Below are 15,452 nucleotides of genomic sequence, written 5' to 3'. Positions count from 1 at the left end.
GCGTCGCGCCATCCCCGAAGACGGCCGTTTTGTCACCCATCACCTGTACCCGGCAACGGTGACACTCAATGGAGTGTCGCGCCGGTTTGGCGTGAGCAAAGCCAGCGGCGCCGGCCCCTTCCACCTTACGGCCTTGGTGAAAACCCAGCATGGCCCCCAGTTCAACTACTACAAGCTCACCCGAGGCGGCGAGTTGCTCCGGGAAGGGCAGAGGAACCTTTGGGCGCTGACTGCCGAAGCCCGCGAGATTCAGATTCAAGAATTCAGGGACGTCTTTCAGTCGCCGGCAGTGGACCAGCAAGCGCCGACTGTTGCCACGCCGAGTATTGCGCCCGCCGAAACACCTACTGCTGTCGCGCCTGCGCCAATGGATCAATCGCCAGTTGACGCGCAACAGGCTCCGCAGCCAGGCGTCGCCACAGAGGCAGCCATCCCCTCCATCCGCCGCCCCGCTTTTGTCGGCCCAGTTTCGTACACCCGCGAGCAGTTGGAAAGCTTGTACGTCACGCAGATGACGGACCAACAGTTGCGCCAGGCCTCCACGTTCTTCACCGAGGGCAGCCGCGCGCAAGCGATTCGCCTGCAAATCGAAAAACGCGAACAAGAGGCACGAGCCGCCGAAGCTGCAAGGCAGCAAGCGGAAGAGGCCCAAGCGTTGGCCTCGGTGCGAGAAGTTAAGGCGGCAGGACAAGAGCGATACGGCGAGCGACTGGACCACGTCATCACGGATGCCGACCGGATCGGGCAGGGCGGTCTTATGGAGAAGTACCGCGACAACGTCCGTGCAATCGAACTGGTGCGCACGCTTGATGCGCAGAACCGCAATGCGACAGAGGATGAGCTGCGCGTGCTGGCCAGGTATGTGGGCTGGGGCGGACTGAAAGGCGTCTTCGATCCTGAAAACAAGGCCTGGGCGCAACAGCATATTGAGTTGAAGTCGCTCCTGACGGATGCGGAGTGGGCAGCGGCGAGCCGCTCGCAGCTTGATGCCTTCTATACGGCGCCGGTGGTTGTCGATGCCATGTACGCAGGCCTGTCCCGGATGGGCTATGACGGTGGACGCATGATTGACCCGTCCATGGGCAGCGGCAACTTCGTCGGCATGATGCCGGCAGAGATGCGGCGCGAGTCGAGCATTCACGGCGTGGAGTTGGACATTCTGACGAGCCGCATTGCTTCGTCGTTGTACCCAACGGCAAAGATCGCACAAGCTACGGGTTTTCAGGCATACAACGCCCCGGCCGGCTACTTCGATCTAGTAGTAGGCAACCCGCCCTTCGGGAGCCAACCCATCGCAGACGAGCGAGGGTCGGCATATTCCGGCTGGTCCATTCACAACTACTTCTTTGCCAAGAGCATAGAGCTGCTGCGTCCGGGCGCCCTGATGTCCATGGTGGTCTCCCACAACTTCCTCGACAAGCTCGATCCCCATGTGCGGCAGTGGATTTCGCGGCGTGCGAAGTTGGTGTCAGGCGTGCGGCTGCCCAATGACGCATTCAAAGGCAACGCCAACACGGAGGTCGTGACCGACGTCCTGATCTTCCAGCGTGTCGACCACGAAAACTCGCTCGGCCGTGACGAACGTCCGGACTGGCTGGAGACGACGGACATTGGCATCGAGAATCCGAAGACGGGCGAGATCGCCTCGCTCGCGGTCAACAACTACTTCCTGAAGAACCCGCAAAACGTTCTCGGCACGCATTCGGCCGAGGGCACGATGTACCGGGCCAACGAATACACCGTGCTGCCAGACGAGTCCAAGGGCACGCTGCAGGAGCAACTTGCGCGTTGGGTCGAAACACTGCCGCAAGGCATCTACTCACGCGTCGAGCGCACGGATGAGGTCGAGGTATCTGCAGAGACGACCGACATCCCAGAGCACGTGAAGGAAGGGTCGTTCTTCATCAAGGAGGCAAAGGACGGTCCTCAGGTCTGGCAGCGCTTGTCGGATTTGCGAAACGTGCAGCGCGCGGCCCAATGGGAGGCGCCCAATGAACGCGCTGGCGAACGGATGGTGGGAATGATCCGCATCCGTGAGGCCTTGCGCGAGCAAATGCGTCTGGAGCGCAGCCCAGAGGCCAGCGATGTGCAAATTGAGGCGAGCCGCAGAGAGCTGAACCGAGTCTATGACGGCTTTCGCGGCAAGTCCGGCTTCCTCAACGATCCCGTCAACCGGCGCATCTTCCTTGACGACACCGAGTCGCCTCTGGTGCAAGCGCTTGAGTTCGATTACGAGAAGGCAATCTCTCAGACCTACGCGCAGGAGCATGGCGTCGAAGCCAGGCCTGCGCGTGCGGTAAAGGCGGACATCTTCAGTCGTCGCGTGCTCTTTCCTCCCGGCGAATTGGAGGTCGTGGAGACGGCCAAGGATGCGTTGCTGCACTCCCTCAACCAACGCGGTCGCGTCGATCTGGAGTACATGCAGCGTGCCTATGGCCGAGGGGAAAAGGAGATCCTTGCCGAGTTGGGCGAGTTGGTCTACTTGGATCCCAAGTCCGGTACGGTGGTCACGGCCGATGAGTACCTGTCGGGCGACGTGAAAACGAAGCTTGAGCAAGCGCTGGCCGCAGCGAAGGATAAACCGGAGCTGCAGCGCAACGTGCAATCCCTGCAGGGCGTCATCCCCGCCGACAAGATGCCTTCGGAAATCCACGCCGCAATCGGTGCGAGTTGGATACCGACGAAGTACTACCAAACCTTTGCCCGCGAGATCTCAGGCGGTGAGGCCGCCTTCACCTATGTACGCGCCACGGGCCAGTGGCTCATGAGCGAAAAGCAGGGCATCGATTTCGCCAAGAACAATGGCGAGTTCGGCACACCAAAGTTGGGCGCCATCGAGATCCTGGCGCTTGCGATGAACAGCCGCGCCCCAGAGGTCAAGAAAGCAGAGGTAGTGGATGGGCAGACCCGCTACGTCACCGATGAAGAGCAGACTGAAGCGGCACGCCAGGCGGCCGACAAGATTCAGTCGCACTGGGACTCCTGGCTCTGGGCCGACCCTGACCGGGCGCAAGAATTGGCCGGGATCTACAACGAGCGGTTCAATCGCTCGGTGGAGCGCAAGTTCGACGGGGCGCATCTGACATTCCCCGGTATGAATCCGGCCATCGAGCTGCTTGGCCACCAGAAGAATGGGGTGTGGCGAGGATTGCAAGACAGAGTGGAGTTGCTGGACCAGACCGTTGGTGCCGGTAAAACGTTTGAGATCATCGCCTTGCTTATGGAGGCACGCCGATTGGGGATCTGCAAAAAGCCGATGCTCGCAGTCCCGAACCATCTCACGCTGCAATGGCGAAGCGACTTCTACCGCCTCTACCCCGGCGCGAACGTCCTTGCTGCCACACCGCAGGATTTCGAGAAGGAGAACCGTGAACGCCTGTTCTCCAAGATTGTCACGGGAAACTGGGACGCCGTGATCATCGGTCACTCGGCCTTGAAGAAAATCCCTTTGCCGCCTGGCGCAGAGATAGAGGTCATCGGCGAGCAGCTTGACGACATCAGCGGCGCCATTGAGGACATGAAGCGTGAGCGCGGGGACCGCCACGTCATCCGCGACATGGAGAAGATCAAGGCCAATTTGGAGGCCAAGGTCACGCGGCTTAAAGAAAAAGCTGGCGAGAAGAACAAGGTGGTTGACATGGCCGATCTGGGTGTGGACGCGGTCGCCATCGACGAGAGTCATGAGTTCAAAAACCTCTTCTTCAACACGCAGATGAACCGCGTAGCGGGTCTGGGGAACCCGGCAGGTTCTGGCAAGGCTTTCGACTTGTTCGTCAAGACCCGATGGCTGCAGAAAACCTATGGCGAGGATGCGCTGATGATCCACGCCACAGGAACGCCGATATCAAATTCGCTGGCCGAAATGTTCACGGTCCAGCGTTACATGCAATACAACAAGCTCAAAGCCCAAGGCCTCCATGTCTTCGACGCCTGGGCCAAACAGTACGGCGACGTGCAGAACGTCTATGAGGTCGCGCCCTCTGGCACGGGCTATCGCTTGTCGCAACGCTTCGCCAAGTTCAAGAACCTGGGCTCGCTCATGGGCGAGTACCGCAGCTTCGCCGATGTGGTCACGCTCAATGATCTCAAAGCGCAAGAGCTGGCGCGCGGCAAGGTGTTCCCCGTGCCGAAACTCGCCGGTGGCAAGCCCATGAACATTGTCGTGCCGCGCTCCAAGCTGCAGGAAGCCTTCTTCGGTGTGCCTGAAATTGCGCGCGAGAACGACGGAAGCATCCGCTTCGAAATGAGCCTGGATCCGGACAAGCCCATCAGCATCCAGCGAACTGAGGACGGAAAGTTCGAGATGCAGCAGCAGGATGGCGGGTACGTGCGTCGGGGTGCCCGTCGCTATGAGACGGCGGAAGAGGCGGCCTACATGACGGCGCTATCTGCTATCACCCCGGTCATGCGCATCGATCCTCATTCGATCATCGGCCAGTTTGAGAATCTGCGGCAACTCACGCGCGAGACCAAAGGCAAGATCAATGCCTTGTCGCTGACAGGGCTGGCCAACAAGGCAGGCCTGGACTATCGCCTCATCAACCCGACTGCGCCTGACGACCCCAACAGCAAGATCAACCACGCCATCGACAATATGGTGGACCAGTGGAAGCGATGGGACGCGGACAAGGGAACACAACTCGTGTTCTGCGATCTGTCGGTGCCTTTGTCGGCCAAAGCAAAGATGGCCAGCAAGGAAAAACGGGTCTACGTACGCGACGAGAACGGGGCGCTTACCCACAAGAAGGGAACGCTGCACACGCTCAAGGAGTACGAGGGCCTTCCGTACTACCTTGTCGCCAGCGGGCGCAAGAACGACCGAACATTCTCGATGTATGACCCGACCACGGGCCAGCTCATGAAGGAAGGGCTGGACAGCAAGCCAGGTGCGCACGAGTTCTTTTCGCGGCTTGTGAAGCAGGAGGGCGGAACCGAGCGCTGGCTGGACATGCGCGAGCAATCCCGTCCAATCGGCGAGGATGAGATTGAGGAGTACAAGAACGAGAATTCGCTGGACGTGGAAGGTGACGCTGCCGACGTTGAGTTCTCGATGGCGGACATCGAAGGTGCCACGGGGGTCTCTGGCTTCTCCGTCTACGACGACATGAAGGCCAAGCTGATTGCGCGCGGCGTGCCAGAGTCGGAGATCGAGTTCATCCACGATCACGACACACCGCAGGCAAAGGATGCGCTCTTCAAGCGCACGAACGCCGGCGAGGTGCGCTTTCTCTTTGGCTCGACACCAAAGATGGGCGCCGGCACCAACGTGCAGAAGCGCATCGTCGGCCTCCATCACATCGATGCGCCGTATCGACCATCAGATCTGGAACAGCGCGAAGGCCGGGGTATCCGTCGCGGCAACATGCTGTACGAGCGCGATCCAGAGGGGTTCGAGTTGAACGTGTATCGCTACGCCACGTCGCAGACCTATGACACGAGGCGCTGGCAGTTGCTGGAGCACAAGGCCTCGGGCATTGAGCAATTGCGCAACTATACGGTGGGCGTGAATGAGATCGAGGACGTGACCACGGAGGCTGCGAACTCGGCGGACATGAAGGCGGCGGCCAGCGGCAACCCACTTATCCTGAAGGAAACGCAGCTCTCCAACGAAGTGAAGAAGCTGCGCAACCTGGAGCGCGCGCACCGTGATGGACAGTTCTCGCTGCAGTCGCGGCTCCGCGCCAACCAGTATTTCGTCAGTCAGGACGGTCCGAACGAACTGGCCTTGTTGGGGGGCTTGATGAAGCGGCGCGATGCAGCGAAGGCGCTGGGTGTGTTCGAGGGCCAGCAGCTTTCGGCTAAGGACGCGGTGATGGAAGCGATGGACGACATTCAGGCTCATGTCACGTCATTGAGCATGGCCAAGAGCCTGACCTATCGAGGCCTTGAATTCCAGTTTAGTTTTGACAAGCAAGCGAACTGGTACCTGATGGTCATGCCCGATGGCGAAAAGCGAGGGATGGAAGCGTTCTCTCGCTCCGGTGTGGTCACGCGCATGGACAACTACTGTGAAGGCTTGGAAAAGGCCGTGACCGTGGTTCAGGCCCAGATGGCACGCGCAGAGCACGAGGTGCAGAGCCTTACCGAACTCGTCGGAAAGCCCTTCGAACAGGCGCAGGACTTGCTGGAAGCCATTGCCGAACACGGTAAGGTCCAGCGGGCCCTGCGCAAGTCCAACTCTCTGGCAGCAGTAAAGCCCGAAGAGGCAAAGGCGTTCGCGTCAGCAGTGGATGTGCAGAAGGAAAAGCTGCGCGCCATGGGTTTTGGTGAAGCCGTGGCGGAGATCGAGCGCGAGGAGCGAAACGAAGTCCAGCTCGCGCCAGGTGCCATGGGGGGCCAGCAGAGCGAAGCGCAGGCTGTGGACACGAACGGCGCGAACATAGGTGGTCCGGGTAGGCAGCTATCTGGCGAGTTTGTCGGCCAGATCATCAAGATCGAGGGGGACGACGTGGTCCAGAAGGTCAATCGTGCCGGGGAGACCGTTACCCACAGCCTGCGGGACCTGGAAGACGCTAACGGCCGGCTCAGCGTCGGGGAGGTGGCGACAATCAAGTACGGCGCCGGCAGGGCGGAAGTGCTCGCGCGTGACACGGCTATCACGCTCGGCTAGCGAATGGTAAAATGCACTTCGAGATTCCCGAGCGCATTGTGACAAATGGAGCACATTGAAGTGGCGAGCGAAGCAATGACGAGCGATATCAACCCTAGGCGAGTTTTTCTGGTCCAAGGGCAACTAGTCGAGCTGAAGGTAGGTGGACGCGAAGGGATCAGCCCTTCGGTCACGCAGCGGGTGGTGATTGCGGACGATCCTGTCGAAGCGTTGAAGCGACTGGCTGAAGCCGAGCCGATGTTCAGGCCATTGGGCAGTACGTCGCTGGCCGACTATGAAGACGCTGCGAGCCGTCTGCGCGCGGTGGCTGAAGGGCGCAGTACCGAATGGAGCATCCTGGTGGCCTGACGGGCCATTAGGGGCTCCTATAAGCGGCAAAGGAGGTCTTCCTCTTTTGCTGCAAAAGACGCAAATTATTGTTTGATGTACATTACTGCGTATTGCATACGGAGGCATGATGAGCGGATTCCTTAGGTTTCTCGGTGGAATGTTTGGTGCTGCGAGAACAGCATGGGCCGGTGGCGCCGTGATCCGGGCACAAGGGCTCCTTTCCGGTGGCGATACCTCAGGCGTTGTCATCGGTGCCTGGAAGGGTCGTCCCATGATTGACACGAGCATGAAGCCCGTCGTCGTGGTCGGCCCCGCTCGAAGCGGGAAGGGCACAACGGTACTCGTGCCCTCACTACTGACCTGGCGGCAAAGCGCTGTCGTGATCGACGTGAATGGTGAACTGGCAGGCATCACCGAAAACTGGCGCCGCTCTACGGCTCACAACGTCATCCGTCGCATTGATTTTGCCGACGGATCGAGCCCAGACACCTACAACTTTCTTGACGCGATTCGTCGCGACACATCTCACGAACTGGCCGACATCGAGGCCCTCGCTGCATCACTGGTGCCGGCGGACAAGGGTGGCAAATTGGTCGGCCACGCCCGTGCGCTCCTGACCCTGTGCATCATCGCAAAGCGCCATGGTGGCGCGAGCTTGAGCGACGTGTTCGAACTGCTCATAACGCTCGACGGACCCTATGCGACGGCATTCAGCTTCAGAGACACCGCGCTCAGCACCGAGCTATGCCAAGCGGCCGAGTCCCTCTCCTATGAATTTCTGAACCTTTCCTACGGCGAGGCGACTACCGCGCTGCAGATGGTGCGGGCAGCCCTCACCCCATTCGCGCACCCGGAGATTGCAAAGAACTCCAAGCGCAGTAGTTTCAGGATCACGGAGCTGCGAGGCGAGGGAGCGCCCGTCACTCTCTACCTGACTGTCAAGCCTTGGGAGCTTGTCCTCTTGCAGCCCTTGATCAACGCATTCCTGTCCCAAATCGCACGCTACGCTGCACAAGACGAGGCGCAGGCCAATGCGAACCGCCTGTTGTTCCTCCTGGATGCCTGCGACAGCCTTGGACACCTGGACTTCATGGACGAGCCGTTGGCTGGATTGTCGGAGCGCGGCGTCAAGCCTCTCATTGCCATTCGAGGCATCAGCGCCGACGGCGCTGAAGGCCGCGCCTGGCAACAAGGCGAAATCCGCGTTGTCCTCCCGATGAATCGTCCTACCACTGCAGAGATCATCGCCAACGAAATCCGAGCGAAAGCTGATCACGGCGTCACGGGAGCCGAACCCCGTCCAGTCACGCCAGAAGAACTAATGCAGATGCGACCGCAAGACGCTGTCATTCTGGGCCTCGGCAAGTCACCGGTTCGGGCAGGCTTACGTGGCTTCCACGAAGACCCGACGTTTCGGGCGCGCACGAGCATGGCCACAGCCCATTGACACCCGGAAGTAAGCACCATGGCCGCTCTCCTCAAATACACCTCGCGCCGCACACCACTGCAGAACGCCATCCTGACGTTCATTGTCGTGATCGTGGGGATGCTGCTCGCCGGCACGATTCCAACCCAGTGGTGGGCCTGGAAGTATCACTACGATCTGCGTCTGGGGCAACCGCTTTTCAGGCTCGCGGGTTTCGCTTTGTACCAGCCGCTGCAGTGGGTGATGTGGGGCTGGAAGTATGGGGACGTGCTCTCGCTGCGCTCGTCTGTGCACACGATGTTCATGATTGCCGGGGCTGCAGAGGTCGGCGCGATGATCTCCGGTGGACTCATCGGCTACAAACTCGCGAACTACTCCAAAGGCATGGAGGGCCTGCATGGCACGGCGCATTTTGCTGAGCGTGACGATGTGGACAAGACGGGCTTCATTGATGCTCCGGGCCACAAGGCCGATGGCGTGATAGTGGGCTCAGTTATGCTGGACCGCAAAGGCAAGGTCATTCACCCGCACCACCCGAAATTTGCGCAGCGCTACGAGCCGATCATGGTCCGTGGCACATGGCGCGAGCGCTTCCGAAAGATCCCGAAGCGTGACGGCAACAAGCGGCCGATGTTCAAACTGAAGAAGACCATCGTTAAGAAGGTCGAGATCCTCCGGGACGGCGGGAATACACACCTTTTCGGCTTTTGCCCGACCCGTTCCGGTAAAGGTGTCGGCATGGTGATTCCGACGCTGCTCACCTGGCGCCACTCGGTGATGGTCAACGATCCGAAGGGCGAAGCCTACGCGCTATCTGCTGGCTTTCGCAATGCCGCTGGCCAAACCACCATCAAGTTCGAGCCTGCCTGTACTGATGGCACAGGGGCTTGCTGGAACCCGCTCGATGAGATTCGCATCTTCACCCTTCGAGACGTGGCGGATGCCCAGATGATCATGACGATGGCCTGTGACCCAAAGGGTAAGGGCCTCGATGACTACTTCGACAAGGCGGGCTATGAGTTCCTGACGGCCGTGGCCTTGCACGTCCGCTATACGAGCCCTGAAGGCTCGCTCGCCGCTTGCGCGAACTATCTCGGTGACCCGAACTGGGACAGCGACAAGCAGATGTACACCGAAATGATGCAGGCGACCCACGACCCGGAAGGGAAGATGGGTTGGAAGGACTCGTTCGGCAACCCGACCAAGACGCATCCGATGATCGCCAATGCAGCGAAGACGATGCTCAACAAGGAAGACAAGGATCGCTCCGGTGTGTTGTCCACAGCGAAGTCGCTGCTGTCGCTGTACCTGGATCCGATTGTGGCCAATAACACCAATCGCTCGGACTTCCTGGTGCGAGATCTGATGACGGGTGAAAAACCCGTGTCGCTTTATTACGTGGTCAAACCGGACGACATGGAGCGCCTAACGCCGCTCACACGCCTCTTCTATGCGATTTTCATACGGCGTAACGCCAGCGAAATGCACTTCGAGGGCGGCCGGAGCGTCGCGAGCTACACGCACCCGCTGCTGATGATCATTGACGAAGCGGCCTCGCTGCAAAAGCTGCCGATCCTGCAAGAGGCGCTGGGCTACGTGGCAGGTTTTGGCATCCGAATGTTCTTCCTCGTGCAGGACATTGTGCAGATCGAGGAGTTGTACGGCGACAAGCAATCGTTCGACTCAGGCGCCGAAACGCGAATCGCGTATGCACCCAATAAGATCGAGACGGCAGAGAAGTTGGCCCGCATGACCGGCAAGACGACTGTGACCGAAGAGGGGGCGTCGACCAGCCAAAGCATCATTGGTATTAAGGGCGGCAATGTTTCCGTGAGCACGAACAAGACCGCCCGTGATCTTGTCACGGCTGACGAGTTCATGGTGTTGCACGACCAGGACATGATTGTCTTCGTGAAGGGGCAACCGCCAATTTATGGGCGGAAAGCGTTCTACTACGAAAACCCGACGTTGTTGGCTCGTGCCTCCATGCCTGCTCCAAAGGAGTCGGTAAGGCTACGCCTTTCGGCGAAGACCCTGCAGGCGGAGGGCCAGGCTGAAGAGCCTGTAGAAATTCGAGAAGCCACGCCGGAAACGCCTAAGGACAAGTGGGCGGCAGGACGAGAGGCCATGCGAGAGCGGATCGCCATCGCAGCCCAGCCGCAAGGCGCTGGCCAAGTTGCTGCGAAACAGCAAGCTGCGGATGCAAGATCCGAGACCCGTGTCGGGGCACAGTCCGACAGCGACGAGTCGGCGAAGCCGCGTCAGCGCAGTCGATACGCGGACCAGATTAAGACCATCACGCCAGAAGAGCGGCGCCAGGTCGAGGAACTCGTGGCCAGCGTTGGCGTTGTGAACAAGGTTATTTCCGTGTCTGCCTTCTAAGCAGGATCGTCATTCAGTCCGTATACTGTTAATCACATGTTAATCCCAATCATTCGCCGCTGGCGCCATGCGCGCATTTTTCAATGTTCATTGATTGCCATCGTGGCTAGCGCATTTGCGGTCGGTCACGCGAATGCTCAAGTGATGGTAGCGGGCGTTGACCCCGAGCTGAGTGCGCTGCTCGCGCGCTGCGCGCCTACGGTCCATCCGGAAACCATGGCTGCGGTCATTTCCGCTGAGTCGCGCGGGCATCAGTTCGCGATTGCCGACGCCGGCCCGGTGAAGCTTCCATGGGCACAGCGCAAGGCGCTCGTGCGTTCGCTCTATCCGGGTTCGCTTGAGGAGGCAGTAAAAACGGCCCAGACCCTCATCGCGAATGGCCATACGGTCTCGCTCGGGGTAGCACAGGTCAATGACCGCAACCTGGCACGCATGGGGGTGTCGATTCAGGACGTGTTCGACCCCTGCGTCAACATCGCCGTTGGCGGAAAGATCCTGACGGATTTCTATGAGAAGGCGGTCGGGAAGTTCGGGAATGGCCCAGCCGCGATGAACGCGGCCCTGAGCGCGTACAACTCCGGGGACTGGGAGCGTGGAGCAAGGGACGGTTACGTCAACCTGATCTACAAGCAAGTGGGCAAGCCTTTGGCGCTTCGCACGGAGCGTGTTGTCCCGCGCATCACTCGTACGGCCGCCGTGGCGGCCGACACACGAGCAGAACAGACCAACGAGCGCGCCTTCACGATGAAGGCGACTAATTTCTCAGTAGCAGAGATGCGCTGAGACGGCACGGCTAAAGAGGGAGATGGCGATGGGTACTGGGTTGCATGCCCTAGATCGAAACAACGACTACCAGGCTACCGTGATTGCAAGCACGAGGGACCGGCTCATTCAGATGGAAGCAACGTCGCCTCCGCCTCCTTCGGAAGCAACTCCCGCGCTAGAGGTTCTCGCCGATCAACTCCTCTCAATGCGAGCCAAGGGCTTTGCGCTTGAGCGCTTGGCCTCGATCCTCACTCAATCCGGAATCAGCGTAGCCATCAATGAACTCGACGCATTCCTGCAGCATTCCATGTTGGCAAGAATGTATGCCTGCGAAGCGAAAGTCGAAGAATATGGACGGCGCGGGCATGTCAGGTCTACTGAGCGCTCCGCATTCATCGAACGGGGGCTGCGACGCGCGCTTGAGACTGGCGAAGGCCTGTTGCTCCATTACCAGCCTCAGGTGAACATGCACACTAGGGCGGTGGTCGGCGCAGAGGCGCTACTTCGTTGGCGCCATGGGTCTGATCTCGTGAGCCCGACCGAATTCATTCCTGTCGCAGAAGAAACCGGCCTGATCGAGGAGATCGGCGAGTGGGTTCTGCGGGAAGCCTGTGCCGAGGCTGTACGCTGGCAGCGTTTTGGCCTGGGGCAGGGCAAAGGTATCAAGGTATCAGTCAACCTTTCGGTGAAGCAGTTCTCGGATCGCTTGGTGGACGTCATCCACGGCGCGCTCTGTGACGCCGGCCTGAGCACCGAGCTGCTCGGTGTGGAAATCACGGAGAGCTTTCTGGCGGATGAGCGCTCACAAGATCTCCTGCAGGCACTCCACGATACGGGCCTCCATCTCTCCATTGATGATTTCGGGACCGGTTACTCGTGCCTATCTCGCGTAAGCACACTGCCGCTCGACACAATCAAAATTGACCGCGCTTTCGTCGTTGATCTTGGGCGCACTCCGGGCGCTGCCGCAGTAGTGCAGTCCGTCATCGGCCTTGCGGAGAAGCTTGGCATGTCCACCATTGCCGAAGGCGTTGAGACCCAACGGCAAGTGGACCTTCTGAGGGCTCTCGGATGCACCGTCGCGCAAGGGTATCTCTTCGCCAAACCGTTACCGGCCGCCGAGTTCGTCCAGTTCGCGTCGGAACAGTGATCGCCCAGTCTCGGGCTGCCATCGAGGCCGCGTAGATCGAACTAAATAACCGTTGCGCGCAACGATAAATTGACCATATACTCGCTTTATGGTCAGCGCAGATGTGCCGATAGAGCAAAAAGGAAACTAGTGATGCCAACAGCAAAGGCCGCATTGAAAAGTCAAAAGGCGACGCTCGATGAATTCCGCGCTGCGGTCAGGTATCTGCTAGTCAACGACTACGGCATGCCTGAGTTGGTCGCGGATGAGACGCTGAACATCGATGCTCAGTACGTCCAGAACTCCTACGAGGAGAGTTGTCCGAATGATTCGTCGATTTCGGATGTCGCCGACGAACTTGCAATCAAGCCTCGCGAGAAGCGCGAATGGGTGAGGGTAGACTCTGGGCAGTTAGTCGTCACGATCAACGATCGTATTGAAGACTTGCTGAAACGCCTTGCAAACACGGGGCTCTACGGCGATTCCATTCCGGATGTTGCAGCCACAATGCTGTGTCGTGGCATCGAGGCGGTCTTGCCTGCGCTGTCGCTTGACGCGACTTCGGCACGCCGCTGACACCAAGGGAAATGCAGATGACAACCGACATCAAACTGCAGCTAGACATCAAGACATGGCTGGTGCGATCCGTAAGCGGCATCGCATTCTGCTCGGCCATCCCTGTTGCCATCGTTCTTCTGTTGTATTGGAAGGGCGTTTATACGTACACCGCAGGTGGTAGCTACGACTCGCCATCTGAAGCTCTGCGGGCATTCCTCGGCATGCTGGGACTTGCCTTGCTGGCCGGGGTTGTCTTGGCGTACAAGTTTGGCTGCTTTCAGCGCGACACGAGCGGCTACTTCGACGACGTAGAACAAACCGTAACAAGCGAAGCGCTGTCGAGCCAGCTTCCTGAATAGGAAAAGAACATGACTACATTCACCCCTCCGAATTGCCCGAAATGCAGTGCTCCGTCGATCGCTCCGACCCGTTCAGGCATGGGGAGTACGCCGTATCAATGCACGCGCTGCGGTCATGCATTCAGCGGACTCGTCATTCCCTCGGCAATGGCGAAGGCCCAGCCGTTTCGCCTCTCAATCCACGAGACGACGGTTGGTCATACGGTCGTAATCGGACCGACTGGCAAAGGCATGTCCGCAGGCGCATGGAATTGACCGATCCCGAGCGCAAAGCGCTAATCGAGCTTTGGATGGGTGAGAACCTATCCGGAATGGACAACCATCGACCTGCGTTCCCTGGCGCAGTTGGTCGGGATGGAGCCGCACTGGTGAAGAGGGGGCTTGCAGAGCGCATCGGACCGATCACTTATGAGCGCGGCGTTCGGTACACGGCATATAAGCTGACCGAAGCAGGGAAGGATTGCGCCAATGAATGCGTTCCAGAAACCGTAAAGCGCATGGCCAGCTTGGACGGCCATCGATAGGAAAAGCAACGATATGGGCGCGAAGCCCCGAAGCGGCCGGTAGCTTAGATGATCAGGAAGAGGAAATGGTGGAACAAACGATTCTGTCGATTGGCGCTGGTCTACCAGTGGTTGTAGTCATGCTGGTCACTGTGACGTGCATCGGCTTTCGTTTAGGCCGACGCATTGGTCGCGAATACGGCGCAGCAAAGATGATGATTACGCTCGCGAGTTCGTGGACAGCCGCTGGCAAAGCGGACCACGCGTAAAGCCCACGGAACACCCAGATGACCTATCCCGATAACGTAGTTGTTCAGGCTTTCAGAACAGTACGGCATCTGACGCAACTTGCCGAAGCGCTCTCTGATGCAGCGCGCTACCGGCGCATATCGCCCGCAGTCCAGACACAAATTGTTCATTGTACGGATCGTGCTGAACACATCGCGCAAGAGTTTTTGCCCGACAGCTTTGGAAGCTGGCCTGAGAAGACCAATTGGGTCCGACAATCGTTGTTACGTGACGTTGAGTGGATGATTGCCGTCATCGCCTGTGACGGGGTGCAAGAAGTACTTGCGAATAGTGTGTTGGCGCGCCCGCACACCGAAGAGCTTTTGTCGTTTGCCACCGCATTGCGTAGAAATCAAAATGGCGAGGTGTGCCCCGCACCGGGGTCAGCAGCCGTGCTCAAAGAGAAAGTGAACATGCCCGGATTTAAAGATTTTATCGACCAACTCAAGGCGGCTGGCGTAAAGATTGAAGGCGAGGCCGCCCTTGCAGCTAAGGTTGCTGCAGCCGATCAGTGGACCGAAGAAGTGGCGAGCCTAGCGCTTGTAGGGCGCAAGGACGGGATTCGGTTTACTCGGGACAGCATGGACCACCCGTCCAATAAACAGATCTCCGCTATCGTGCGCGGCTACCCGTTCACGGCGATTGAGCAATCCCACGTGGTTGACAACGTGGTGCAGGCGTAGCGCTCGAAAGAGCGCCGGCCGCGCCGGCAGAGGAATATGAGATGGCTGCTGCTGCCCCTATCGTGGATCGCTTTCTCGCGGATCTTCTGGCAGGTGAACCTGACCCGGTCGAGCTTCTGGTCGAGGACCAGACGCATGCAATGGCTTGGAAGATGGGCCAGTGCCAAGACGCGATGATGAAGCACGGACGGCTGGTCGCACTTTCCTGTGGACACTTCACGATGACCAAGGCCCTTCATCGAGCGAAGTGCCGACGCTGCGGCGAGATGATCCGAGCGGGGTACGACTACGATGCGTTTCGGAATCGTGGTGAGAGCGATCGCTTCTCCTGGCCTAGCGACCCGCTTCGCCCCCTTCATGAGCGGGATGAAGCAATTGAGAACAAGTTCAGTCCGATATAGAAGAGCGGAAGAAGTGAA

11 protein-coding genes are annotated in these 15,452 nt (G+C 59.2%); all 11 read left to right on the top strand.

The annotated features are described in order from the left end of the window. Positions 1 to 91 precede the first annotated feature (91 nt). The 11 genes from WD006_RS26395 (at position 92) to WD006_RS26345 (ending at position 15,434) form a co-directional block, all read left to right on the top strand. Positions 92 to 6,610, top strand: coding sequence for an Eco57I restriction-modification methylase domain-containing protein (locus WD006_RS26395; RefSeq protein WP_160171263.1), 6,519 nt, complete (start codon positions 92 to 94; stop codon positions 6,608 to 6,610). Between the two features lie 45 nt (positions 6,611 to 6,655). Beyond that, positions 6,656 to 6,958: a hypothetical protein gene (locus WD006_RS26390; RefSeq protein WP_024570539.1), complete on the top strand. Its 303-nt coding sequence runs from the start codon at positions 6,656 to 6,658 to the stop codon at positions 6,956 to 6,958. A 106-nt stretch (positions 6,959 to 7,064) separates the two neighbouring features. Next, entirely contained in the window at positions 7,065 to 8,387 is a 1,323-nt protein-coding gene (locus tag WD006_RS26385) for a type IV secretory system conjugative DNA transfer family protein (RefSeq protein ID WP_035835992.1), read from the top strand. Between the two features lie 18 nt (positions 8,388 to 8,405). Continuing rightward, positions 8,406 to 10,748, top strand: coding sequence for a type IV secretory system conjugative DNA transfer family protein (locus WD006_RS26380; protein ID WP_024570541.1), 2,343 nt, complete (start codon positions 8,406 to 8,408; stop codon positions 10,746 to 10,748). A gap of 36 nt (positions 10,749 to 10,784) precedes the next feature. Next, positions 10,785 to 11,531: a lytic transglycosylase domain-containing protein gene (locus WD006_RS26375; RefSeq protein ID WP_080672892.1), complete on the top strand. Its 747-nt coding sequence runs from the start codon at positions 10,785 to 10,787 to the stop codon at positions 11,529 to 11,531. A gap of 28 nt (positions 11,532 to 11,559) precedes the next feature. Beyond that, on the top strand, positions 11,560 to 12,663 hold the full coding sequence (locus WD006_RS26370; RefSeq protein WP_024570543.1) for a putative bifunctional diguanylate cyclase/phosphodiesterase: 1,104 nt from the start codon (positions 11,560 to 11,562) through the stop codon (positions 12,661 to 12,663). Between the two features lie 132 nt (positions 12,664 to 12,795). Beyond that, positions 12,796 to 13,218, top strand: a complete 423-nt coding sequence (locus WD006_RS26365; RefSeq protein WP_024570544.1) for a hypothetical protein — start codon at positions 12,796 to 12,798, stop codon at positions 13,216 to 13,218. Positions 13,219 to 13,235: 17 nt separating this feature from the next. Next, positions 13,236 to 13,559, top strand: coding sequence for a hypothetical protein (locus WD006_RS26360; protein WP_060784995.1), 324 nt, complete (start codon positions 13,236 to 13,238; stop codon positions 13,557 to 13,559). A 472-nt stretch (positions 13,560 to 14,031) separates the two neighbouring features. Next, positions 14,032 to 14,331, top strand: a complete 300-nt coding sequence (locus tag WD006_RS26355) for a hypothetical protein (protein WP_152536359.1) — start codon at positions 14,032 to 14,034, stop codon at positions 14,329 to 14,331. An 18-nt stretch (positions 14,332 to 14,349) separates the two neighbouring features. Then, a complete protein-coding gene (locus WD006_RS26350) occupies positions 14,350 to 15,033 on the top strand; it encodes a hypothetical protein (RefSeq protein ID WP_024570547.1) in 684 nt (227 codons plus the stop codon). A gap of 41 nt (positions 15,034 to 15,074) precedes the next feature. After that, complete coding sequence (locus tag WD006_RS26345) at positions 15,075 to 15,434, top strand: hypothetical protein (RefSeq protein WP_024570548.1); 360 nt, start codon at positions 15,075 to 15,077, stop codon at positions 15,432 to 15,434. Positions 15,435 to 15,452 lie beyond the last annotated feature (18 nt).

The sequence above is a fragment of the Cupriavidus sp. Met-2 genome, from assembly GCF_049843575.1.
GTDB lineage: Bacteria > Pseudomonadota > Gammaproteobacteria > Burkholderiales > Burkholderiaceae > Cupriavidus > Cupriavidus metallidurans.
The sequence above is the reverse complement of the archived record's forward strand: the minus strand, read 5'-3'. Positions and strand labels throughout refer to the sequence as shown.

Excerpts from the sequence above, each read along its gene's own strand:
- WD006_RS26385 (WP_035835992.1), top strand. The coding sequence starts at position 7,065 with ATGATGAGCGGATTCCTTAGGTTTCTCGGTGGAATGTTTGGTGCTGCG.
- WD006_RS26355 (WP_152536359.1), top strand. The coding sequence starts at position 14,032 with ATGCGTTCCAGAAACCGTAAAGCGCATGGCCAGCTTGGACGGCCATCG.
- WD006_RS26360 (WP_060784995.1), top strand. The coding sequence starts at position 13,236 with ATGACAACCGACATCAAACTGCAGCTAGACATCAAGACATGGCTGGTG.
- WD006_RS26375 (WP_080672892.1), top strand. The coding sequence starts at position 10,785 with ATGTTAATCCCAATCATTCGCCGCTGGCGCCATGCGCGCATTTTTCAA.
- WD006_RS26350 (WP_024570547.1), top strand. The coding sequence starts at position 14,350 with ATGACCTATCCCGATAACGTAGTTGTTCAGGCTTTCAGAACAGTACGG.
- WD006_RS26380 (WP_024570541.1), top strand. The coding sequence starts at position 8,406 with ATGGCCGCTCTCCTCAAATACACCTCGCGCCGCACACCACTGCAGAAC.
- WD006_RS26390 (WP_024570539.1), top strand. The coding sequence starts at position 6,656 with ATGGAGCACATTGAAGTGGCGAGCGAAGCAATGACGAGCGATATCAAC.
- WD006_RS26345 (WP_024570548.1), top strand. The coding sequence starts at position 15,075 with ATGGCTGCTGCTGCCCCTATCGTGGATCGCTTTCTCGCGGATCTTCTG.
- WD006_RS26365 (WP_024570544.1), top strand. The coding sequence starts at position 12,796 with ATGCCAACAGCAAAGGCCGCATTGAAAAGTCAAAAGGCGACGCTCGAT.
- WD006_RS26370 (WP_024570543.1), top strand. The coding sequence starts at position 11,560 with ATGGGTACTGGGTTGCATGCCCTAGATCGAAACAACGACTACCAGGCT.